Origin of the sequence: Gracilibacillus sp. D59 (assembly GCF_052246695.1) — a bacterium.
GTDB lineage: Bacteria > Bacillota > Bacilli > Bacillales > Amphibacillaceae > Gracilibacillus.
In genome coordinates, this window is the sequence record NZ_JBQQCK010000001.1 from 143362 (window position 1) to 166566 (window position 23205).

Below are 23205 nucleotides of genomic sequence, written 5' to 3' on the forward strand. Positions count from 1 at the left end.
ACGGGTGTACCTTTTTAAATGATATACGTTTTGCCGACAGTAGCTATAGTTGTTTGATTGGTGTAAGTCTGTTTCGCCTCTTCAACAAGATTGTTCAGATTGCCAAAGTGCGGCAAATGAGTCAGCATTAATTGCTTAACCATTGCTTCATCCGCTAAAATCCCAGCCTGTCGACCACTCATATGACCTGGAATTTGTCCTTCATACTCCTGATAAAGATTTGCTTCCGATACTAATAAGTCAGCATTCTGGGCGAATGGTATGAGCGATTTCTCCAAGGCTGTATCCGCAGTAAATACGACGTTTTTTCCTTTTGCATTCAAACGAACTGCTAAGCAATAAGCAGGATGATCTGTTTTGGTTGTTTGGATTGTAAAAGGGCCTATTTGTGAAGTTTTTGCTAAATCGTATGCTTTCGTATGCTCTTTGTAGGATAGAGAGTGAAACTGTTCATCCTGATCATGTGCATATATTGGCAGTGTTTTATGTTGTTCATGTAATTGATTCTGAATTAATTTAGCATAATGAAGAGCACCGACATCTAAAATATGATCATGGTGATAATGAGTGATGATGACTGCATCTAATTGTTGAATGGATATGTAATTTTGTACTGAAGCAAGCACACCACTGCCACAATCAAACAAAAGATGAAAACCATCTTCCTGGATTAAAAAAGACGATGTTGCACTATTTGCTTTCGGGTAGCCTCCCCAAATACCAAGCGGGATAATTTTCATTTTTTTAACTCCTTTTATGAGGATTTACTTAGGTTTTGCGGACGATTTTTCTAGGTTTCGCTTCCTTTTGTCCGCGAGGTCGATTCTCATGGACTCTTTTCTTCGGTTTCGCTTCTTTTTGTCCGCGAGATCGATTCTCGTGGACTCTTTTCTTCGGTTTCGCTTCTTTTTGTCCGCGAGATCGATTCTCGTGGACTCTTTTCTTCGATTTCGCTCTTTTTTGTCCGCAAGATTGATTCTCGTGGACTCTTTTCTTCGATTTCGCTCTTTTTTGTCCGCGAGATCGATTCTCGTGGACTCTTTTCTTCGATTTCGCTCTTTTTTGTCCGCGAGATCGATTCTCGTGGACTCTTTTCTTCAATTTCGTTTCTTTTTGTCCGCGAGATCGATTCTCGTGGACTCTTTTCTTCAGTTTCGCTTCTTTTTGTCCGCGAGATCGATTCTCGTGGACTCTTTTCTTCAGTTTCGCTTCTTTTTGTCCAAAAATTCAAGCTTACAAAAAAACCACCAGCAATCCCTGGTGGCTTTACTATACTAATTTTCATCTTATTTATCAAAAATTACCCTTATCAGCTTCTCCGGCATTTTGTACGGCTGCTTCCCGGTCTTTTGCCATCTCAGCAACGGATTTCACTTTCAATCGTGCTGCTCCTTGATACTCTTTAGTTGGTATCCGTTCTTTTTCTGCTAATCTTTTTTCTGCCTCGGCTACCTGTCCTTTGTATTGTGGTAACCATTCTTGTTCGGCCACTAACATTTCATCTGTCATTTGCCAAATTTCTTTCGGGTTACAAACAGCACCTACTAATGGATCCATCATCATTGCTTGACGTAATAAATAGTCATCTCCATGGACTGCAGCCTCTACTGCCAGACGTTGAACAGAAATACTGACATTGCAAACGGCTGCTGGTCCCAATGGCAAATCACCTACATACGGCATATTGATTCCGTTACGATCAACATAACCTGGTGCTTCAATGATCGCATCGTCAGGTAAATTTGAAATAATTCCATTATTCACCCGATTAAAATGACCTCGGTAAACACGGCCTGTTTCTAGACCCTCTAAAATATAGGAGCCATGTTCTTCTCCACGGTTCTCCTCTTTATATTCAAAAGCTGGTTCCTTTAACCAATTTGGAAAATCAGTCTCAAACCAATTACGCCCCTCCGTGCAAACGCGTAAATAACCACCTGTTTCCCCGTTTATCCAACTGCTTAAATCAATCCACTCGTTAATTTCTTCGGGACGTTTGCGATACCATGGTACATATTCACTTAAATGACCATTAGACTCTGTGCTGAAATAACCAAAGCGACGGAGCATATCAATCCGTACTTTTTCAGAATCTTTGTATTTGGAATGGCTTTCGAAAGCTTCCAATAAATCTCCAGTTCGATCCACCGCATTTGTTTTTACTTCTATATACCATGTCTGATGATTAATACCAGCACAAATAATATCGACTTCTTCTTTTTTCTTTCCTAATACCTCCGCGATTTGTTTATGCCCATTTTGTACACCATGACAAAGACCGATGGTATTGACTTCTCCATACTTGTTACAAGCCCATGTTAACATCGCCATTGGGTTAGCATAGTTTAACAACAACACATCGGGATCTGCAACTTCTCGAATATCTTTACAAATTTCTAACATCTCGGCAATACCACGTTGCCCATACATAATCCCGCCTGCACTCAATGTATCTCCTACACATTGATCAACACCATATTTCAACGGAATTTCCACATCATGTTTAAAAGCCTCCAAACCACCAATACGAACAACATTAAAAATAAATTTCGCATCCGTTAAGGCAGCTCTTCTGTCTGTTGTTGCTTCAATGGTGATATCAAGTCCATTTTCCTTAATATCACGCTGGCACAACTGTGTTACCATATCTAAATTTTTCTCATTTATATCGGTAAAAGCTACTTCAATCCCTCGAAATTCTGGTACCGACAAAATGTCACGAAGCAATCCTCGTGTAAAGCCGATACTCCCTGCACCGATAAAAGTAATTTTGAATGACATGTTTTCTTCCTCCCTCTCGTCTTTAATCGCATCTTATCACGAAAGGTCTGTAAGCGATTTAAATATAATCGACTCTTGATGTGATTATGTGTAAAATTCTAACCTTTTTATATTTCACAAAAATGTTCCCGATAGGCTGATGGTGATAAACCTGTTTCCTTTTTAAACAAATTGCTAAAATATTGACTTGTATTAACTCCCACATAATTAGAAATTTCAGTAACGGGAATTTCCGTATTAATAAGCAACATTTTGGCTTTGTCCAACCGCACTTTAGTTATGTATTGATTAATCGACATTCCTAGTGAAAGCCTGAATATTTTATGTAAGTAACTTGGATGTAAATGTGTGATATGGGCAAGATTTTCTACCTTTATCTCGGAGTCATAATGTTCATGAATGTAGGTCAATGCCTTTTTAATATGCTGGTTATTTGTTTGTTCATTATATTCACGCCGGTTACGGTCTATCCACAACAATAACTGGACCATTAAGTTATCGATCAATAATTGATTGTCGGCTGACTGATGATCCAATTCAAGGACGAGATGCCGTAATGTGAAATACACCGCTTCATCATCTTTTAATAAGAAATACCGCTCGTTCTGATCAAATAATGTTTGTAACGATGGATTTGTTTGAAAAAGCTGATTGATTGACATGTAGTGAGTAACTTTGCTGCTGTGAAGAATAAATTCGACATTTAACATTCGGCAAGGGTGACCCTTATCAATGATTAAACGATGCTTCACATGACTCTGGATAAAAATATACTGACCCTTACGCATATCAACAATTCGGTCATCAATTTCAATTTGGCATTTGCCATCAATCACATACATAATTTCGATCGCAGGATGATGATGCAAATCCATTTCAAACTCGTGCCAACGTTTATAATAATAAGCTACAGCCTTCAGAAATTGTTCCATACCCTTCCCACCTTTATATTAAAAAAAGCTAGAAGATAACCTCCTAACTTTTTCAGACTCTCCATTTACGTAATTCTGTGATTTTTTCATCAAAAAAGGTTAATACATCGTCTACCTCTTGTTTCAATAACGTTAAATCTGTTGACAGCCAACGGATAAGAATTCCCTTACCATCGATATCTGTCATCCCTGCTCGGTGATTTTTTGCTTGTGATAACCGTTGCTGCACATCCCATTCATCAAAAGGTGGATTCGGTGAAATATACCATACAGATGCAACATATGGAAATGATTCCGTCATCCCATGATGAGCTAGCATTTTCTCACTCCCGTCAAACTGGACCGGGTCATACGCCAAGCATTGCTCTTCTGACCAAATCTCCATTAACGAAGAGTAATGATAATCAGAAACTTGATCTAAATGAACGATTTCCGCCCAGACAAACTCCGCATCTTTAGTAACGTTCACCTTTATATGCTGATTGATAAGACTAGCTTTGTTTGGGATTATCTCTCGTTTATCAAACAATAATAACGCTTCTTCCTCGATATTACAGTTAAATTGAAGTGATTGCTTCTGCAGTGCTGTTTGATCCGACCCTTCATCTAATAACTTAATATTAGATGCTTTTTTAACCGTAAAATCAACTGTTACCTGTTCTTCTGTTTGATTCAGTCCATCGATGTTATAGGTTGTAAAAACTCGATGACTTTGATCTGCTTTTTCTATTTTTAATGGTTGCTCTCCCTTATAATCCAGAAGATTTACTTTCTGAAACCGTGCTTGTAACTGCTTATTCGATTCCATCTTTACCTCCATTAAGATATAAATAATTTGGATAAAAGATATTTATGCTGCATAGCGGATATTTCCAATCCGATTGCACTATTCTGCATATCTTTAAACTGTAGTGTCATAGCCAGTTCTGTAGCTTGATCCACTTCTGCTAATGCTTGTAATGTGACTTGTTCTGCGTCTTTTGGTGCTAACGGGATCGCCCTTACCGCATGCTGGACAAGATTTGTTAAGGAGAAATATAAGTAGGTTTGAATCGTTGCAAACAAATCAAAACCCTTTTCGAAGGCATAAAGACTATAAACAATAACATAATGATTGAGTGAATCTCTATCTTTTATTTCGTCCGCCCATTTGGAAAGGATAGGCGATGTTTCAATCGACAATAGCCGATCTAAGAAGCGATTACCTGCTTGGCGGCTGGTCTTCTTTAATTCCAGCACATTTTTTCTCGCATTATATATTTCGGCTAAATATAAAACCTGATCCCAATCGTCTTTTTTGAGTTTCAAATATAATTCTTTAATTATGATCGCATCATTATATAACAAATGACTTCCTATATAACTATGACAAAAGGAAGCGAGATCTTTCTTTGAATTAATTTGCTTGGATCGGATATACATTTCCATCCCAATTGCATGTGCTACCTGACTTTTTAAGAAAGATGAATGGTGCATATGTAATAAATGTAAAAGTTTTTGCGAATCATTGGTACTCATCCAATCCCTCCATTTCACTCTCTATTATATCATACTGATAATTTTGGATTGATAGTATCTTTCGATTGATTTGTTGCTGACTTGAAATAAAAGTGAGACTTCCATCACGGATGGTCTTTAATCACCCACAAGGCCCAGGGAACTTATCATGAAATTATCTTCTGTTCTCCCATTTATACTTTTTCAATATTCTAAGTCTTAAAATAGGGACTTACTGACGTGATAAAAATGAGGAAAGACTGCTTAGCCATCACCTCTCCTGATCCTATAGTCCTTTAGTGTAAATCCTCCAAGTAATATACCCTCCTTTATTTCCCCATCAAAACTTTTTAGTTACGAATATATAATCTAAAGAAGGATTTATAAATGTATACAACCTTTATTTTTCACTAATACTATGCCAAAAAAGAGGTTCGTGATATAAGTGAGACGCCAAATTGTGAGAAAACAATCTGATGCACTATCATTAGATATATTGGAAAATCAAAAGAAAATAAATAAACAGTTTACAAATTGTTTTGACCTGAAACTTTTTCATTGGAAATACGGTCCTCAACTTAAACATAAAGCTTTTTCTGCATTTTTTCAAACATTGGTACAGGAAAAAGAAGTCAATTATATGAAAGAATCGATGCAGGATTTGGTAACACATGAAGTTGGGTCTGCTGAAGAAGTAAATTTAGAAGACGTTATTAGTTTCTTTAGCCAAAATGGTATCTCTTCACATAACGCAAAAGCAGTAAAAAGTTTTAATGAAGCGATAAGCGATGTATTAAGCGGACACGTTGTTATTTTTTTTCATGGTTGGGATCAAGCGTTGTCTTATTCCCAAGCAAAACAAGTCAATGTCAGAGAAGTAACAGAGCCTACCGGAGAATCAGTGGTAAAAGGACCTCATGAGGGAACAGTTGAACAATTAGATCGAAATATTGGGCTCTTGAGAACCCGTTTACAAAATTCTCATTTTAAGATAGAACAATTTAAAGCAGGAGGAACTACGCAAACAGACATCGCTTATGGATACTTGGATGGTGTTGTTGATGAAGGTACATTAGCAGAATTTAAACAAAGAATAAAACGTGCTAAAAAAGAGGACATTTTAGAAACTAGTTATATTGAAGAATTGATTGAAGATACTAATTATTCCCCACTACCACAACATCGATATACAGAGAGGCCAGACACTGCAATCGCCGCTGTTCTAGAAGGAAAAATTATTGTATTGGTACAAGGAACAGGGACTATTTTAATTTGCCCCGGACTTTTTATAGAATTTTTTCAAGCGAGTGAGGATTATTACCATAGAGTAATATTTTCTACCTTTATTCGGCTTATTAGAATAGTTGCATTTTTTTTAGCATTGACACTACCAAGTATTTTCATTGCCTTAACAACCTTTCATCCAGAATTAATTCCAACTAACCTGTTAATGGCAATTCTTGATACACGTGAAGGCATACCGTTTCCAGCTTTTTTTGAAATTGTCGTGATGATTTTTTTCTTTGAATTACTTAGAGAAGCAGGGATTCGATTACCTAAAACGATCGGTTCGGCCGTAAGTATCGTTGGAGCACTAATCATTGGTGAAGCTGCCATTAATGCAAACATAGCATCCCCTGCTGTCGTTATTTTGGTCGCGTTGACAGGTATTGCTTCATTCGCCATCCCGCAATATAGTATCGCTATCGGCATTCGCTTAATGCAAATTCCTATGATGATATTATCTGCTGTATTAGGCGGTTTTGGGATTATGATTGGCTACATACTTATCATGCTGCATATAACCAGTTTAAGATCATTAGGGCAGCCGTATTTTAGTCCATTAACTCCATTTAGACCGAGACAAATATTAGATGTTTTTATTCGCTCACCATTAAGTATATTACAAAATTCACCACGAAAACGGGATAAACGTAATATTTAAGTTCATCCCATAAGGATGATGTGTCAATGAAACGATGGTTAACAATTGGAATATTGCTTTTTCTAACAGGATGTTGGGATAGCAAAGAATTAGTAGAGTACGGTTTCATCATGGGAGTAAGTTTTGATCAACATAAAAATGAAGAAATTGAATTTAATGCACAAATATATTCTCCAGCAGAAACAATTGGAGGAACAAGCAGTGGCGAAACTACCTTTTATACTAACCTTAACTTAGAAGGGAAAAGTGTCTTTGAAACTGCTCGAGACATTCCTTTACATTTAGGAAGAAAAGCTCAATGGAGTCACATGCGAGTATTATTAATCGGAGAAGATTTTGCTAAGGCTCATAACATAGGAGATGTCCTTGAATTTTTTTACCGAGATCATGAAACACGTCTCATGTCTTATGTCATCATTACAAACGGAAAAGCGTCTGATTATTGGGAAATGAAACCATTTATTGAACGTACCATCTCACAAGAGCTACGTACGATACTTGATAGTTCTGCTAATTTTACAGGAAAGTCTACAAAAAGTAAGCTGTTAAATGTAGCTATAAATTTAGACAGTAAATCCAAAACAACATTGATACCATATATTAAAAAAGAAACCAATGGCTCACTCACACCAGTAGCAACTGGCGCAGCTGTTGTGCAAGAAGGTAAAATGGTGGATTATGTAAATGCAGCAGAGTTAGAAACTTTAATCATGTTAAAAGATGAATACAAGGGAGGTGTTATCAACTTTCCTTGTATGAATAAAGAAATAGAATATCTAGAAGAAACAATCGAAGTTTCTTCTCTTGAAACCAAATTATCTCCACAAATTAATCAGGAGTCCTTGTCTATTGATATCACAACTAAAATTGAAGGTTCCTTAGGAGAATTGCAATGCTCATTTGTCACAACGGCAGATAAATTGAAGACTTTGGAAAAACATATCGCCAAAAGTATTCAAGCAGATATGAATCATGTCATTCGCTACTTACAAGAAAATGAGTTAGATGTTTTAGGCATTGCAAACAAACTTTATCAACAAAAGCCCCAACTATGGAAAAAACACAAGGCGGAATGGGGTAAATTGTTAGCTGAAAGTGAAGTTAACCTCGATGTTGAAGTAAAAGTCGAGAGCACAGGTATGACTAGCGGAGAAAAAGTAGTGGAGGAATAAACATTGTTTGAAAATATTCTTTTTTTAACTATCGTATTCATTGTGATGTGGTTAGCTGATTTTAAAAGAATTACTCATAGCAGCTTTCGAGATCGAATCATCTATATGATGATGATGATTCCTGTTCTTTATTTAAGTTTGATTTTTGTAATGGATTTAAAATGGCCGAATCTAAATGAGCTTTTTCACTCCATTTTTTCCAATCCTGCAAAACAGATTGTAGAAGCATTAAAGATGGTAAAGTAGTGTATGAAGTAAGGGGAGTACAAACATGAAAAAAACAGAACCAATCACCTCTGGACAAATGGCAAGTTTGTTTTTTGCCTTCTTACTAGGTTCCGCTATAATTAATATTCCACAACCTTTAATAGAAGCCGCTAAAAATGGAGCTTGGATATCTGTTATCCTGGCAAATGGAGGTGGGATGGTTCTATTAACATGCATCTTTTATTTATATCACGAGCATCCCAATTTAAATTTCATCGATCTTTTTCAGTTTAAATATGGAAAATGGTTAATGATCATAATTAGTGTACCTATCATTCTGCAACTGTTTATAATGCTATCGTATATTATTATCGATATTGGGAGTTTTTTCACCACCTCTATGATGAGGCAAACACCTTCTTATATTTTTCATTTTTTCATATTATTCGTTTCAGCTTTAACCGTGAGATCTGGTATTGAAGTAATGGCGAGAATGTTTGTCTTGCTTTTATCTTACTTAATATTTTTTTCAATCATAGTGATTATATTGACTATCCCTTTTTTTCACGTAGAGTTTCTTTTACCGGTTTTACCAGATGGGATTAAGCCAGTTCTGCATGGTGTTTACCAAAACTTTGGATTTCCCTATGTTGAACTTATTTTATTTTCATTATTATTACCATTTGTTCGTAAAAATGATGGAAAATCATTGCAAAAAAAGATGTTTAGTGTACTTATTATACATGGTTTTTTACTAATTCTTGCTGTTGTTTGTATTATTATGGCTTTTGGTCCTCTTGCAGGAACATTAAAGTATTCATTATTTCAATTGGCGAGGTTAATCAATATAAGAGAAATCATTACAAGAATTGAATCATTTATTGGTATAGCTTTAGTAGTAGGTTCTTATATGAAAGCAACTATCTCACTTTGTATCCTTAAGGAATTACTTGGCAGTGTCTTTCAATTAAAAGATAAAGACATTCTTATATTTCCAATTACATTAATTTCTCTTCTTTTATCACTGACAATGTTTACGAATGGGCTTGAGTTTACAGAGGCTGTTCATGTGGTTTATCCACTTTATACAACAGTTATTGTAGTACTCCCTTTATTGTTTATAACGATTATGACACTTATAAAAGGAGGTAATAACAGGTGAGCGGCTGGCTACGCCAATCCTATTTTTATTAGGAAATCAATACTCATTTGGACACTTTTTTAATGGATGTGGTGAGCCATCCTGTTCTACAAAGTAATATTTTATTCCAATGTCTTTCGAAGCCGAGAAAATCAATTACAAAGTGAGAACCCCTTGTCCAATTTCTTTAAATTCGCCTTCCTTGCTGATATCTTTGATAGGATGAAGAGGGACATCCCCTTTATGTCTATAAAGTGTTTGAACAGGATCTAATCCATTCTTCACCCTATATGCGTCTAGTTCCAGTTGTAAATCACGACCTATGCCACTTATTAATCGATCGAGCCAATAAGGTCTCATTAATTTTCTCAAATTCAGCAGTATGATGATGATAAACAAGCTAAAGAACCAGAACTTTCTCGGTTCTTTATTTAAAACTGTTCAGAATAAACGAAATATTCTTCTATATTAATTCTTCTAAGATGAGCGTTTTCCCTTGATCAAATCTGTTATATCCTCACCTCTTCTTAGCTGATATAATTGCCAATCAAACACCGTTTCAATAGTACCGTCTGGAAATTGGTAATCACCTGATATAAAACCTGCTCCATTGACGAAGGTTGGAATAGACTCAAGTTTATCCTCAATAGCCGCCTGTAAAGAAATAAGAGCAAAAGGTTCCAACGCATCAAATTTTGCATGAATTCTTGTTGAATCTTTTATAAAGTAGCCTTTATGATAGCTCCGTCTTACCATATTATCACCAATAGCTCTCCCTAAATCCAAATAATCCTCACACATAGTCGCCCGATATAAATCAATAATAGCGAATAATGCAATAGGATCTGAACATTCCGTATCCATATTAATCCTTACTGCCCTACCTGGTTCATCTCCTATTTCACCAAGATCATTTCCTTTTGCGATACTTCGTGACATAATCCAGAATGAAATATCTCTAGTAGCTAAGAATGCTCTGGAATAAGATAATAAAAATCCACAATGAGCAAAATAGCTTTTCATTTCACTTCCAGCTTTTCCATAATAGCCATTTCTTTTCAATACATACCCAGTCAGGTCGGTCCCGTCTGTAAACATCGTTCGAAAAGAGTTGTTAGCAGGTATGTAGGCATATCTTGCAAAACTTCTTAATCCTTCATACGTCCAAGCCAGCATATCTTTAGCATCTTCACCGATCTCTTCTGCAATTTGTTGCTGCATCAGCGCATTTTTTCCATAGATGGAATTAGCACCGCCTTCACGAAGAACCTTTGCTTCTAAAGCTACATCACCGAATTCAGGTCCAAATTGTCGTTTTGCTCTATCTCCATATTTACTTAAAGTTATTGTATCGTCATCTGTCTCTCCGGTTTTCTTCGGTTGAGTAAATTGATAGGCGCCAAGACCTGTGTTTTTATCTCGAGCTGATACAAATTGATAAGCAAGATGTTTGGCCCACCTTAGAGCATCTTTATTACCATGTAATCGATAAAGGCTTGCTCCCGCATAGATAAGGTCATTTCCTGTATTGATAAAAGATAGACCAAGTGACTCACGAAATGGTGGACACTGAACTAATTCTTGCTTCCACACTGATCCTACTGCCAGACCATATTCCCCGTGTCTTCCAACATCTAATTCCTCCCAATCATATACATGAGCATTCCAAAAAGCTTTTATAAACTTTTCTGTAGAATTAGGGTTTACTTCATACATCAAATCATAAAAAGGAAAACAATTCTTTAATTCATGAACATAATTCTTCTCTGCCGCTCCGACCGGTTCCAACGTCTTAAGATCTATAAACTTATGCCCACCCCACTGTAGTAACCCGCTCTTATCAACTAAATGTTCAAAATGAAATCGAATAGCAGCCATGGCGGAGTCTTTGTACTTCGGCTCATTGAGCACATTACTTAAAGATGTTAAGGTTCGAAACAGATTTTGCTGAGTAGCTAAATTAGAAATAACAACTTCCCCTGTATCAGGGAAGTACCACTTTATCTGCTCTAAGGTATCGATATTAATTCCATCACAAAATAATGGCGATGGATTCTCTCGATAGCGGTCTCGCCCATTTTCTAACACATTGTCGCAAAACTCGATCACAGCATTGAGTCTATATTTATCATTTTCCAACACCTTGTTAACCGCTTTCATCATGTATCGCCTCTTTAGCTTTTTTTACATTGTATCATATGGGAGTATCCTAAAAAATCGCAATCTCAAACAACTAGGGATATCACCATTTTTAGTGATATCCCTAGTTAATGCTCACTTAATAAATGTTACAGAGACACTGTGTCCACTTCCTGCATATATTTTTTCATATATTTTTTTACTATGGTAGCAGACTTTACTTTTAATGCTAACTGATCTGAAACCTTCAGCTGGTACTTTTTCTGCAAAATAGCTTGCATTAATTCGTTGCTATTGCTGCAGTCATATTCAAACTCATTCACAATACTGCCGTACTGTAAAAATTGGTGAGTATCACTTCCACCTACAACCGGTAAGCCGATTTCATCCGCTAATTCCTTTACTTCCTGCTGACAAGTCTCTACTCCTTTTGCATATAAATCCTTACCATTCAAATCAAGCGCATCTAACCTTTGCAGCTGAACTTTCGAAACATTTCTTGCTAATGGTGTGCTATCACGAAAAGGATGTGCACCAATTTTTATCAGTGAATATTGATCAGCAAGATCCATTAACAAATCAAACGCGATAAAGCGATCCTCCTCTTTAAAATCTGTTAATTGCTCACGAATTGAACATACTTCCTTTCGATCACCAATTAACAAAATATGTCCCACTTCCTGAACGTCAACTTCGACGCCGGGGAATAATTTTAACCCGTCGATATCATAAAACCCGTCCACATATTTGTATTGCTCATTTAAAAATGCATAAATATCAAAAAAGCGAATGGTATTAAAATGTTCAGTAAGTGCTAAGGCTGTTAAGCCATTCTGTTTTGCCTCGTACATCATTTCACGAAAATAATCAGGCATAAAGCGCGATTTTTTTGATATCTTAACATGACTGTGGAAATCAATAATCATTGAAACACCTTCCTATAACAATATAAATAATCCAAATACATACACAGTTGAACCAAACAAAAATATATAATCTTGCCGTTTCATTTTTAACGAAGCTAATTTCAGTTTCTTTACTTCCGGGTGATTAAAACCGTACATGCTTCCTTTCGTTTCCAACGCCTCCACTGTTGTTCGTGCTCTTTTGGCAGTGGACAATAATAATGGATAAAACGAAAGCATAGCAATCTTGATAAAATAAGCAATCGAACGGATATAGAAGAAACCATGTTTTTCAGGAGCTTTCCCTCGCAAACGAAATGACTGAAAAACATGATGGTATTCCTCTAACAATGTTGGTAACATTCGGTATCCATAGGCAATACTAAAAGAAACCTGGCCGGGCACGTTAATTTTGAGTAAACCATCACTTAATTTATCAGGATTCATCGAACAAAAAACCGTTATACTTGCCAGAGAAATAGTTGATAATTTTACCGTTAAGACAAGCAATGGCAGCATCGTTGACCAGTCACCGCCAAATAAAAAAGAAACAACTAACAGGTATCCACCTTGTCCTAATAAACCTAAACATAAAATAAAAATAATCAAGGGACTGATTTTAGCCATATAAGTGGTAATAACCATAAGCAGACACATACCAATCAATACACCAACATCATGAATAAACCAAGGAACGATTCCAAAGAACAAATACCATAGAAACAATGTTCTCGGATCCAATTTTGCTAAGAAGGTATCCCCGTTCCCATATGCCGTATTAAGTAATTCAATTTTCACTTGTTCTACCGATAACTTATCTGCAAGTTTACGCGTATACTCCATTGCCGACTTCCTCTCTTTGATAGCGCTCGATAAATTCATTAACTGTATAAGCTGGCTCTATCCATCCTAGTGATTTGGTAAGAGAAAAAATTTGCGGTGGAACAAGTCCAGCTTTTTCCAATAATCGATAATTTTGAAATACCGAGGCACGATCCCCATCATGAATGATTCTTCCTTCATGCATGACGATAACCCTATTAGCAAATTCACAGGCTAACTGCATATCATGTGTCGCGATTACAACTGTTTTTAATTGATTCTTTAAACCGTCTAGTATGTTGGTAATATGCTTTCTGGTTGCGATATCCAAATTAGCGGTAGGCTCATCTAATAGCATGATCTCTGGATTCATTCCTACTCCTATCGCAAGTGACGCTCTCCGTTGCTGGCCACCGCTTAATAATCGACTATCACGATCCGCTAAATCTGTTAACTCAAACTGTTCCAGTAAACCTTCCACTAGCGTTTGATAGTCTTTGATTTTACGAGACTTCATAAAAAAAGCTACATCTTTCTCAACACAATCCTCAATAAACATTTGCTCTGGATTTTGGTGTATATACGTTACCTTTTCCGCTAAATATTCAGGAGGCACATCTTTTGTATTCTCTCCATCTACTTTAACTTCTCCAGACGCAGCTTTTACCAGCCCTGTCATTAAACGCATAAAGGAGGATTTCCCGGCACCATTGTTACCGACCAAAGCAATATAATCTCCTTCATTAATAGTACAATCAATCTCATGTAATACTTGTTTCTTTTCTCTTGTGATTGTTTTATAGGCAAAGTTAACATTTTCGAATGAAACAATTGCTTCCTTTTGCTCGATTAATGGGATATTTGTACTTTCTTTCGGTTCGGTACTTGAGAAAAAAGAACACCCTTCTTCTAACGTAACCGGTAGTCTCGCTTTCAATCCTACTCCTTGTGCTGCCTGTGTCACTTGAGGCGGATAAATCTGGTGTGCTAATAAGGTGTTGACCTGATTTAAAGCTTCTACAACTGGTAAGGAAAAATGGATTTTACCTTGTTCCATTAACACTACTTGCTTCGCATAAGATGCAACAAATTCAGTATGGTGTTCAATCACAATAATGGTTTTGCCGTGTACTTGATTTAATTCTGTTAATATATCATAAATATCTTTCGCATGATCAGGATCGAGTTGTGCAACCGGTTCATCGATAATGATGATGTCAGGGTTTAAGGAAAGCACACTTGCCAGTGCTAATAAGTGCTTTTGGCCACCACTTAGCTGCCAAATAAATGCATCTTGTTGTTCTTCTAAACCGACTAGCTTTAATGCACGAAGACCTCTTTCGTGATAGTCAGGTAGTCCGTAGTGCAAAGGAGCAAAAGATGCATCCTCTAACACTTTTGGACTAACAATCTGGTTTTCAAAGTCTTGATAGACATATCCAACAAACTTCGATAAATCTGCAACTTTATATTTTGATGTAAGGTAACCATTAACGGTCACTTCTCCGGAAAAATCACCAACATAATAATGTGGTATCAATCCATTTAATAATTTACACAAAGTTGATTTCCCACTGCCATTGCCACCTAATATCGCAATAAAGTCCCCTTTTTCTATCGATAAACTGACATTGTTTAAAAAAGGTTGCTCGGCCCCAGGATATTGGAAGGTGACATTTTGTATTTCTATTGGAGCTGTCATGATGGAATCTTTTCCTCCTGTTGACTAGCTTCGGTTTTAGGTTTCTTCTTGACCATAACAGCAATTGTAATAACCACAACAATTAAGGCTGCACCAATACTTACCCAAATAAACCAATCACCGAACATTTCAAGGAAATCTGCCTTCCATTCTACATTGAAGCCTGCTTCTGATAGATATTCAAATATAAATGTTGCAGCTGCTAATAAAAGACCGATCACAATTAATCGTGGACCAATCACTTCTCCTAAAGAATAACGGTCATGACGATCCCGCGGCTTCATACCTAATAACGGTTCAATCTTCCCATATAATCGCGGTACTAAATATAACGTTGGTAACAAAGCAAAAAGAATACCTGAGAATAAGAGATCATTTAGGAAGGAGAACCCTTCAACTACCACAACACTCTCTGCTAAACCTGGTATAGCTTCTAGCTCTTCCACACCGACCCAAACTTTTAAAATATCAACTGTGACACTAATCGCCTGATGAATTGCCACACCTAACATGGCAGCAATTCCTACTTGTATTTTATTTTTTGGATCACGGACAAATGTCCCTGCTATATACATCGCTAATGAAAAGGCAATAAACTTCTCTAATTCCCCAAAACCACCGAATTGACCGAGCATGATTTCACCAAAAATCACCTCTCCTAACGCTGCACCAATCGCAGCATTTAACGGGTGGAACAAAATACATAATGTTAAAGGAATAAATGCAAAATACTCAATCGATAACTCTATTGGACCAACGTATGCACTTGGTACCAATTCTGTAATCATATTCGACAAACCATACAACGACATTGATAAAATAAAAACCATCATTTTCTGTGACTGAGTTAATGTATAACGTTTGTTTACTGTAGTCATTTTTTTACCTCCTTTATTTTGTTACTTTTATTGTAATGAAGTATTATTAATCTATTTTTCGAATGAAGTTAAGAGAATGTAAATTTGTTAACTTTTATTTTCATAATGTAAATTTTTTATCTTCATCACCTATGACGAGAATCGATTTGCTAGAATACAAAAAAGGAGGGGATAAAGTGCTACCGTTTTCGATTGAAGAAGGTCTACTAACACCAAGTCAAATGAAGATTGCTAATTATGTTTCTAAACATCTGCAACAAGTCCTACTATCCACTGAAAAAGAAATTGCGCAAGAGGTCGGGGTTAGCATTGCTACTGTTTCTCGTTTCTGGTCTGAAATCGGATATCAAAATTTGAAAGATTTCAAAAGACAGATGAAAAAGAAACTAGAAGTATCTCCTGCAGGCAAAATCAAACGGGTTCCAACGCAACCATCACATTATTTGACATTAGAAAAAAGCCTTTCACTACTACAAGAAACATTTGAAAATTTGGATATGTTACGTTTCCAACAATCACTTGATCTACTATATCGCGCGAATAATGTGTACATATTTGCTAGTGGCCCATCGAAAGGATTAGGCGAATTATTAGTTTATCGAATGAGACGTTTCGGAATATCGGTTCATTTATTAGAACATCAGGGAAATGAACTATTAGAAGAACTTATCCATTTCAAAAGAGGGGATGTAATAATCGTATTTGCATTCGGAAGATTATTACCAGAAGCGAGAGTAATATTGGACTATCAAAGAGAAATTCATTTTCAAACGATCATGATTACAGATCAATTAGTAGCTAATTTCACTTCGCTATCCACTATTACTTTATTTGCAAGTAGAGGGGATGCAAACGAATTCCATTCAATGGTGGCGCCTACTATTTTAGTAGAAAACCTCATACTAGGGTTAAGTGTAAAAGAGCATGATACGAATATCCAAAGGCTGGAACACTTATCATCGTTAAGGAAAAAGTATGATAAAGATCTTCCTCGCTAAACAAACTAAATATTTTTAATAAATATACCGAAAGTATATTGAACCCTTTTACCTATTTATTTATACTATTAGTAACACTAGTAAGATTTACTTACATAGGAAAAGGAGACTAGAAAATGGAAATCATTCAATCCATGAAACAAAAAGACGTCCAACAGAAGAACACATTAATGTGCATTACATTAGCTATTACTATGATCGTAGGGCTCGGACTCGCCGTACTTACTAATCAATCTTTAGCAGCTTTCATCTATGGTACTGAATTACTATTAGTTACTATTTTCTATTTTATCTTTCAAAAAGTATTAAAAAAACTTAATGTATTGCCATATTTACTCGTCATTCTCTTTTTTGCCACCAATTTTCTTTTTATCGCTCTGGACGGAGCCAGTCCCGCCATCTTTTTAATTATTGTTTTCTTAAGCTTATTTTCAGCTATTCAAATGGATCGTAAAGTCTTTTATACAGGTTTCGTAATTGGTCTAGCTGCCATAGGTTATAACTACTATGCAATGGATAAATCAAATGAAATAATGGTCCAGCTTTTTCAATATTCCTTACTAATATATTTGTTAACCGCACTCGTTTTTCACTTTATAATCAAAATCTCGAACAGCCAAATGACACAGTTAGTTGAATTATTACAGGCTTCTGAGCAAGATAGTATGCAAAAAGAACATCAAGGACAAATGGTTGAAGAATCGATTACGAACATCCTCACAAAAATTTCACAAGTGAATGATAAACTGCAAGACAATGTAAAAACTCAAGATGACCTTAATGCAACCATTTATGAAATCTCTCAAGCAAGTCAATCACAATCAGAGCAAATTTCTGATATTTCCTATGCCACCAATGATACACGACAAAATATCGATGTCGTGGAGCAGACCTCGCAGCAACTTTATCAAGAGGCTTCACAAGCAAGTGAGTTAACGTTGTCTGGCAAAGAAAAAATGGATACTTTAAACGAAAATAATCGTGTCTTGGAGCAAACAATCGGTGATTTGAGTAGAACATTTGCTGAATTAACCGATAAAATTAAAGAAACAAACGGTTTTGCTGATAACATTAAAGAAATTACCGAACAAACGAATTTACTTGCTTTAAATGCATCAATTGAAGCAGCACGTGCCGGAGAAGCAGGAAAAGGATTTGCAGTTGTAGCGGATGAAATAAGAAAACTCGCTGACTTAACTGGAGAAACAACGGAAAAAATCACAGGCAATTTATCTGCTTTAAATGAAACAAATGAATCCGCTGTAGCACAAATGGATAAGAGTATGCAAAATTTTGTGGTGGGAATGGAAACTTCTGAAGAAGTAACCGGGTATTTTGAAAGACTGACTACAACGATGGGAACATTAAATGATGCGTTACAGAACTTCTCGCAGTTAGCAAAAGAAGTCCAAGAACAATCTAACGGTGTAGATGTTTCTACTAATGATTTGGCAGCGATTATCGAAGAAACTTCTGCTAGTTTGGAAGAAATGGGTTCAACCATTACGACCTTAACAGAAAGCAATCAAGATCTGGCGGAATTATTAGACAACGCAGTCGAGGACACAGAAAAATTGAAGAAGCACTTTTAGACGAGGCTGTGACAAAAGTGATTTGATAAAAACAAAATCTGAACGATCTACGATTAAAATTGTTATATCGTTCGTTTTTTCTATTACATAATAGGAAGTAATTCGCAGTAACTCTGGTACCAATTTTGACATGGTTTGAACTGCTAAACATCCGCTCCAGCTTCCCGCTTCGACTCTTGGGGGATCAGCGTGATCTAAGACCCTTGGAAAGCGAATTGGGCAAGCTGTAGCAGTTTATAAGCATTTGATACATGTCAACATTAACACTTTGATAATAGTTACACTCTATCTGTTACTACGCATATTACTTCTTATGTTCATTTTAATAATTCATTACATTATTCGTCTTTGGAGTGAAAGAAATTGATTTGTCCTAGCCTCTTTTTCATACTAAAGGAATGAATATACTCTTACGGAAAAGTATTAGAGCATTATCGAAAATAATTAGGCTACTGTCATCCATTGTGTTTTTTCACGGGACAAAAACGACATATAATAAAAATGCCGTTAACAAATAGATTAGTGAGCTTATAAATAACAAGTCAGCCCATTTTTTAATCGATGGTACTTTAAAACCTGATACACCAATAGCCAACCAACCGATATTCAACACCGTTAATAAGAGATAAAACAAACTACTGAATCCATCTAAAAATAAAGGAACAAATAATAACAACACAATATAAATAACAGTCCGGCGAATAGTAACCTGATAACCACGCACAACTGGTAACATTTTCAGGCCTGAACGAGCATAGTCATCATATTTCCGAATAGCAATTGCATACGTATGCGGCATTTGCCAAAGGAACATAATTGCAAAAAGTGACATGGGAATCACATGTAAAGCTGAATCTATTACGGCCCACCCCATCATTGGCGTGACCGCCCCAGATAAACTGCCAATATGTGTATTCCAAGTAACTTTTCTCTTAGTCCATACCGTATAAATCACAACATAGGTATACCATCCCATGAAACCATAAATAGCTACTTCTATATTAATCAATAATAATAGAAACTGCCCCACCATGCTCAAAGATATTCCTAATATTAAAATAGCTCGTAATGATAGAGAGCCTGTGACTGTCGGCCTGTTTTGAGTGCGTTCCATTAATTTATCAACATCAGCTTCCAACCAATTATTTAACGTTAATGCACCTGCAACAAGCACCGTACTACCTACTAGAAGTAAAATAAAATCTACCCAATAATCTTCAAATGAAATATGATAGTAACGTGCTGCCATAATAAAACCTAGCATTGCTGGCAATACATTGGCTATTAATACAAACCTTTTAAATAAATATTTTAACTCTGTCAACACACTAATCATGCCATGTACCCCTTAAACCTTCTTTATATAAATATGCCAGCTTGAACCAGTTCCGATATTGTGAGCTTTAGCAAATGAACCTTGATTGATCGCCACTGCCAAATTATCTAAAGAATTCACATACAACACTGGTTCACCTATTTGAATTGCGGCGAATGAACGACCAAATGTCATTTTATTATGATAAACTCTTCTCGTATCATTGATAATTTCTATTTCTACTGCCTCACCATAATCAATATTTAATTCGAGAAAAAGTTCTCTACTAATATTTGTCCACAAATTACCAAAGCGGACATCTAATATATCAATCGTCCCACTTATTGTTTGTTCTTCAAGCCTCGGTTCATAAAATGGCAGACAGACAATATCTTCAATATCTAATTCCTGTCCAACGTTCTCAAATGAAATGACTCCAGCTGCTATTCGAGCACCTGTAAATGCATAAATATCTCTTCCATGAAAAGTGTGAGAAGCACCTGATTGTGGTAATCGATTGACGTTTTCATCAATTTCACGGATTTGTTTGATTCCAATTTTATAATAAATATGTGTTAACGTCCCATTATCTGGTGTCACAATATATTGATTATTCTTAGTCAGAACAACCACACTTTTTCGCTCAGAACCTACACCTGGATCAACTACAGATACAAACACAGTATTTTCCGGCCAATAGGACAACGTTTGTAATAATCGATAAGAACCCGACCAAATATCAAATGGTGGTATATCATGAGTATTATCGTATATGGAAACGATCTTACTTACACTATGTGCAACACCTTTCATTGCACTAACCGCTCCATCTTCCAGTCCAAAATCTGATTGTAGTACCAATGCATTCATCATCATGATTACCCCTTTCTTTACTTAATATTATACTATTATCTCACAATGAAATGAAAGAATATCATTTGTACTTAAGTTCAATCCTTGGCAAAGGCTTTGTTTATCCATTCAAAAACAGACACCCCGTATCAGGTGTCTGTTTTCTTAAATTACTCAAATGTCGGCCAATTATTAGTCCAATTTGTTTTTCGGATTTGCATGCGAATGATACCATTAGCATCACCATCATAATAATGATGAACCATATAATACGCACTGTCCTTCTTGATAATGTCTTGCCCGCCTGGTCCAATTTGATTACCACTGCTATCTAAAATAACATCTCCGCCACCTTGCAGTAACTCCTGCCCTTCGGAGTCCAGATAAGGACCAGTCACATCTTCTGCTCGACCTACTGCTACTTTGTATGTACTATCTACTCCATTACAGTAAGCATCCCAAGAAGTTAATAAATAATAATAGCCGTCTCGTTCAAAAATTGTTGGTCCTTCAATTGCATTATGCTGGGTTGTAGCTTCTCTGGAGGCAATTTTTGTCGGTTCACCGCTTAATTCAGTCATATTATCTGAAAGCTTCTGTACAACAATTCCACCAAAATGTGATCCATAAACCATCCACCAGCTGCCTTCCGCTTCAAAAACCATCGGATCTATTGCATTATAAGCTGTTTCACCAGGTCTCGACGTTAAAATCGGACCATGATCTTCCCAACTAGCTAAATCCCCTGGTGTCGTAGTACTAGCAACACCAATTCCAGAATTATTAGTACCAAAAATAGACGCAGCGTAGTACAGAAAATATGTGCCATTCTTTTCAACCACATGTGGGGCCCACAAATGAGCTACATTATAATTAGATGTCCATTCTGGTACCGCTATTTCACCCATCGATTCCCATAGGCCTGTCAAGGCTTCAGCAGATTTTCTCATAAAGATACCACCTGGCTCATCCGTACTTCTTGCTGCACCAGTAGATACCACATAAAATGCACCATTCGCTTCAAATATCGATGGGTCATGTACAGGATCATCTATCCCTAATGCAGCATCATAGTCCCCATAATCTCCGCTCATTTCCAATAAGGTTGCTCCTTCACCTTTTAATAAACTATTAAGTTTATTACTGTTGATATTCACAACAATCAATATACATAATGATATTATTATAGCAATCCATGTCCCTAATTTCCCCATTAAATAGCTCACCTTTCTCCACAAACTTGTCCGTACACATTATAGCATAACATAAACTTAAATGTATACGTTTGCAAAGAAAAGGTATATTTAATTAATAAATCAAATATTCATGTGGTTTCCATTATCATCAACAAAGGCAAACTGACTTGAGTTCCATCCATTTTCAATTAAACGATAAATATTATCTGCGGTCTCATTCGGTTCCTTTGGTGCTTGATTACCGCCCATGTCTGTTTTCATCCATCCAGGGTGAATAGATAGTACATCTACCGGCTCATCCTTCAAGTATACTCTTAATTTTTCAGTCAGCATATTTAACGCTGTTTTCGTCATACCATAAGGATAGTCGCCACTATATGCATTTGTTAGACTTCCTGCTTCCGAACTGATATTAATGACTGCTTGTTTTTCTGCTACCTGTTCCTTGAGACCTATTCGCAATACAGGTAAAAAGTGTTTCACTACTCTCATTGGTCCTAGTGTATTTACATCAAATGCTTGAAGAACTGCATTCATATCTAATTCTTCGATTTTTTTGTCTCGTTCATTTAATATTGCTGCGTTATTTATAATCACATCTAAATATTGATCAGTAAGTTTAACTGCTTCAGCAGCTTGTTTTACTGATTTTTCATTTGTTACATCCATATGTATAATCCGAAGTTGTCCTTCATAAGATTCTTTTAAGCTTTGTAATTCCTTTATATGTTTATCGGCTACAGAGCGTACTGCAGCAAAAATGATATTTCCTTTTTTTAGGCCGCTACGAACTAAGGCTAAACCTAATCCTCTATTAGCTCCTGTAACTAAAACTTTCATTCTTTCACCTCTTCCTTTTGCATTTGTAAACCCTTACATTTTATTTTATCATATTTTCTCTTCGAATTGTGTAAAAAATCGGATTCGACTAGGACTATATAATGACTAACCGTGAATAAGAAAAACTGGGCAAAATCCGCCCAGTCCTTATCACCAAATGCTAAATTGATGTGCGATCGGTTTAGTAGCCATTATGAAATTATATAGACCGTATCCCCACCTCTCCGCCTCCCCACTTCGACTCCTGGGGGATCAGCGTGATCTAAAGATCCACTTTTGTAAAGTGAATTT

Annotated in this window: 22 protein-coding genes; 6 read left to right on the top strand and 16 right to left on the bottom strand. The window is 36.3% G+C overall.

What is annotated here, in order from left to right; all coding sequences use genetic code 11:
* Positions 1-14 precede the first annotated feature (14 nt).
* The 6 genes from ACTWP4_RS00780 to ACTWP4_RS00805 form a co-directional block, all read right to left on the bottom strand.
* A complete protein-coding gene (locus ACTWP4_RS00780) occupies positions 15-740 on the bottom strand; it encodes an MBL fold metallo-hydrolase (RefSeq protein WP_443126852.1) in 726 nt (241 codons plus the stop codon).
* Between the two features lie 86 nt (positions 741-826).
* Positions 827-1285 (bottom strand): hypothetical protein, encoded by a 459-nt coding sequence (locus ACTWP4_RS00785; protein ID WP_443126853.1) that lies wholly within the window; start codon positions 1283-1285, stop codon positions 827-829.
* An 8-nt stretch (positions 1286-1293) separates the two neighbouring features.
* Entirely contained in the window at positions 1294-2781 is a 1488-nt protein-coding gene (locus ACTWP4_RS00790) for an alpha-glucosidase/alpha-galactosidase (protein WP_443126854.1), read from the bottom strand.
* 107 nt (positions 2782-2888) lie between these two features.
* A complete protein-coding gene (locus ACTWP4_RS00795; RefSeq protein WP_443126855.1) occupies positions 2889-3713 on the bottom strand; it encodes an AraC family transcriptional regulator in 825 nt (274 codons plus the stop codon).
* A 52-nt stretch (positions 3714-3765) separates the two neighbouring features.
* Positions 3766-4521: an urease accessory protein UreD gene (locus tag ACTWP4_RS00800; RefSeq protein ID WP_443126856.1), complete on the bottom strand. Its 756-nt coding sequence runs from the start codon at positions 4519-4521 to the stop codon at positions 3766-3768.
* Positions 4522-4532: 11 nt separating this feature from the next.
* Complete coding sequence (locus ACTWP4_RS00805) at positions 4533-5231, bottom strand: urease accessory protein UreF (RefSeq protein WP_443126857.1); 699 nt, start codon at positions 5229-5231, stop codon at positions 4533-4535.
* 424 nt (positions 5232-5655) lie between these two features.
* On the opposite strand from ACTWP4_RS00805, the gene ACTWP4_RS00810 reads away from it, so the two are divergent.
* Genes ACTWP4_RS00810 through ACTWP4_RS00825 form a run of 4 tightly spaced genes read left to right on the top strand, consistent with a single transcriptional unit; the run spans position 5656 to position 9696 of the window.
* Positions 5656-7155 carry a spore germination protein gene (locus tag ACTWP4_RS00810; RefSeq protein WP_443126858.1) on the top strand — a complete coding sequence of 500 codons (1500 nt, stop codon included), beginning with the start codon at positions 5656-5658 and terminating at the stop codon, positions 7153-7155.
* A gap of 26 nt (positions 7156-7181) precedes the next feature.
* Positions 7182-8327: a Ger(x)C family spore germination protein gene (locus tag ACTWP4_RS00815; RefSeq protein WP_443126859.1), complete on the top strand. Its 1146-nt coding sequence runs from the start codon at positions 7182-7184 to the stop codon at positions 8325-8327.
* Between the two features lie 3 nt (positions 8328-8330).
* Positions 8331-8573 (top strand): hypothetical protein, encoded by a 243-nt coding sequence (locus ACTWP4_RS00820; RefSeq protein WP_443126860.1) that lies wholly within the window; start codon positions 8331-8333, stop codon positions 8571-8573.
* Between the two features lie 25 nt (positions 8574-8598).
* Positions 8599-9696 (top strand): GerAB/ArcD/ProY family transporter, encoded by a 1098-nt coding sequence (locus tag ACTWP4_RS00825; RefSeq protein WP_443126861.1) that lies wholly within the window; start codon positions 8599-8601, stop codon positions 9694-9696.
* A gap of 135 nt (positions 9697-9831) precedes the next feature.
* On the opposite strand, the gene ACTWP4_RS00830 is transcribed toward ACTWP4_RS00825, so the two are convergent.
* From ACTWP4_RS00830 to ACTWP4_RS00855, 6 genes are all read right to left on the bottom strand, one after another.
* Entirely contained in the window at positions 9832-10035 is a 204-nt protein-coding gene (locus ACTWP4_RS00830; protein WP_443126862.1) for a hypothetical protein, read from the bottom strand.
* A gap of 117 nt (positions 10036-10152) precedes the next feature.
* Positions 10153-11838: a hypothetical protein gene (locus tag ACTWP4_RS00835; protein WP_443126863.1), complete on the bottom strand. Its 1686-nt coding sequence runs from the start codon at positions 11836-11838 to the stop codon at positions 10153-10155.
* A 125-nt stretch (positions 11839-11963) separates the two neighbouring features.
* The gene (locus tag ACTWP4_RS00840) at positions 11964-12740 is read right to left on the bottom strand and encodes a PHP-associated domain-containing protein (RefSeq protein ID WP_443126864.1); all 777 of its coding nucleotides are present in this window, start codon (positions 12738-12740) and stop codon (positions 11964-11966) included.
* Between the two features lie 12 nt (positions 12741-12752).
* Positions 12753-13562 carry an energy-coupling factor transporter transmembrane component T family protein gene (locus ACTWP4_RS00845; protein WP_443126865.1) on the bottom strand — a complete coding sequence of 270 codons (810 nt, stop codon included), beginning with the start codon at positions 13560-13562 and terminating at the stop codon, positions 12753-12755.
* Positions 13546-15243 carry an ABC transporter ATP-binding protein gene (locus tag ACTWP4_RS00850; protein ID WP_443126866.1) on the bottom strand — a complete coding sequence of 566 codons (1698 nt, stop codon included), beginning with the start codon at positions 15241-15243 and terminating at the stop codon, positions 13546-13548. The genes ACTWP4_RS00845 and ACTWP4_RS00850 overlap by 17 nt, the downstream gene beginning before the upstream one ends.
* Complete coding sequence (locus ACTWP4_RS00855; RefSeq protein ID WP_443126867.1) at positions 15240-16121, bottom strand: cell division protein FtsQ; 882 nt, start codon at positions 16119-16121, stop codon at positions 15240-15242. Before ACTWP4_RS00855 ends, ACTWP4_RS00850 begins: the two co-directional genes overlap by 4 nt.
* A 176-nt stretch (positions 16122-16297) precedes the next feature.
* Between ACTWP4_RS00855 and ACTWP4_RS00860 the strand changes: the two genes are divergently transcribed.
* Positions 16298-17119 (top strand): MurR/RpiR family transcriptional regulator, encoded by an 822-nt coding sequence (locus tag ACTWP4_RS00860; protein ID WP_443126868.1) that lies wholly within the window; start codon positions 16298-16300, stop codon positions 17117-17119.
* Between the two features lie 116 nt (positions 17120-17235).
* Positions 17236-18711 (top strand): methyl-accepting chemotaxis protein, encoded by a 1476-nt coding sequence (locus tag ACTWP4_RS00865; RefSeq protein WP_443126869.1) that lies wholly within the window; start codon positions 17236-17238, stop codon positions 18709-18711.
* Between the two features lie 472 nt (positions 18712-19183).
* Here the strand turns inward: ACTWP4_RS00865 and cyoE are convergent, their stop codons facing one another.
* The 4 genes from cyoE to ACTWP4_RS00885 form a co-directional block, all read right to left on the bottom strand.
* A complete protein-coding gene (gene cyoE, locus ACTWP4_RS00870; protein ID WP_443126870.1) occupies positions 19184-20047 on the bottom strand; it encodes a heme o synthase in 864 nt (287 codons plus the stop codon).
* 12 nt (positions 20048-20059) lie between these two features.
* Positions 20060-20902, bottom strand: coding sequence for an SAM hydrolase/SAM-dependent halogenase family protein (locus tag ACTWP4_RS00875; protein ID WP_443126871.1), 843 nt, complete (start codon positions 20900-20902; stop codon positions 20060-20062).
* 146 nt (positions 20903-21048) lie between these two features.
* A complete protein-coding gene (locus ACTWP4_RS00880; RefSeq protein WP_443126872.1) occupies positions 21049-22092 on the bottom strand; it encodes an arabinan endo-1,5-alpha-L-arabinosidase in 1044 nt (347 codons plus the stop codon).
* A gap of 102 nt (positions 22093-22194) precedes the next feature.
* Positions 22195-22914 (bottom strand): SDR family oxidoreductase, encoded by a 720-nt coding sequence (locus ACTWP4_RS00885; RefSeq protein ID WP_443126873.1) that lies wholly within the window; start codon positions 22912-22914, stop codon positions 22195-22197.
* Positions 22915-23205: the final 291 nt, after the last annotated feature.

Excerpts from the sequence above, each read along its gene's own strand:
- ACTWP4_RS00780 (WP_443126852.1), bottom strand. The coding sequence starts at position 740 with ATGAAAATTATCCCGCTTGGTATTTGGGGAGGCTACCCGAAAGCAAAT.
- ACTWP4_RS00785 (WP_443126853.1), bottom strand. The coding sequence starts at position 1,285 with ATGAAAATTAGTATAGTAAAGCCACCAGGGATTGCTGGTGGTTTTTTT.
- ACTWP4_RS00790 (WP_443126854.1), bottom strand. The coding sequence starts at position 2,781 with ATGTCATTCAAAATTACTTTTATCGGTGCAGGGAGTATCGGCTTTACA.
- ACTWP4_RS00795 (WP_443126855.1), bottom strand. The coding sequence starts at position 3,713 with ATGGAACAATTTCTGAAGGCTGTAGCTTATTATTATAAACGTTGGCAC.
- ACTWP4_RS00800 (WP_443126856.1), bottom strand. The coding sequence starts at position 4,521 with ATGGAATCGAATAAGCAGTTACAAGCACGGTTTCAGAAAGTAAATCTT.
- ACTWP4_RS00805 (WP_443126857.1), bottom strand. The coding sequence starts at position 5,231 with ATGAGTACCAATGATTCGCAAAAACTTTTACATTTATTACATATGCAC.
- ACTWP4_RS00815 (WP_443126859.1), top strand. The coding sequence starts at position 7,182 with ATGAAACGATGGTTAACAATTGGAATATTGCTTTTTCTAACAGGATGT.
- ACTWP4_RS00825 (WP_443126861.1), top strand. The coding sequence starts at position 8,599 with ATGAAAAAAACAGAACCAATCACCTCTGGACAAATGGCAAGTTTGTTT.
- ACTWP4_RS00830 (WP_443126862.1), bottom strand. The coding sequence starts at position 10,035 with ATGAGACCTTATTGGCTCGATCGATTAATAAGTGGCATAGGTCGTGAT.
- ACTWP4_RS00835 (WP_443126863.1), bottom strand. The coding sequence starts at position 11,838 with ATGATGAAAGCGGTTAACAAGGTGTTGGAAAATGATAAATATAGACTC.
- ACTWP4_RS00840 (WP_443126864.1), bottom strand. The coding sequence starts at position 12,740 with ATGATTATTGATTTCCACAGTCATGTTAAGATATCAAAAAAATCGCGC.
- ACTWP4_RS00845 (WP_443126865.1), bottom strand. The coding sequence starts at position 13,562 with ATGGAGTATACGCGTAAACTTGCAGATAAGTTATCGGTAGAACAAGTG.
- ACTWP4_RS00850 (WP_443126866.1), bottom strand. The coding sequence starts at position 15,243 with ATGACAGCTCCAATAGAAATACAAAATGTCACCTTCCAATATCCTGGG.
- ACTWP4_RS00855 (WP_443126867.1), bottom strand. The coding sequence starts at position 16,121 with ATGACTACAGTAAACAAACGTTATACATTAACTCAGTCACAGAAAATG.
- ACTWP4_RS00865 (WP_443126869.1), top strand. The coding sequence starts at position 17,236 with ATGGAAATCATTCAATCCATGAAACAAAAAGACGTCCAACAGAAGAAC.
- cyoE (WP_443126870.1), bottom strand. The coding sequence starts at position 20,047 with ATGATTAGTGTGTTGACAGAGTTAAAATATTTATTTAAAAGGTTTGTA.
- ACTWP4_RS00875 (WP_443126871.1), bottom strand. The coding sequence starts at position 20,902 with ATGATGATGAATGCATTGGTACTACAATCAGATTTTGGACTGGAAGAT.
- ACTWP4_RS00880 (WP_443126872.1), bottom strand. The coding sequence starts at position 22,092 with ATGGGGAAATTAGGGACATGGATTGCTATAATAATATCATTATGTATA.
- ACTWP4_RS00885 (WP_443126873.1), bottom strand. The coding sequence starts at position 22,914 with ATGAAAGTTTTAGTTACAGGAGCTAATAGAGGATTAGGTTTAGCCTTA.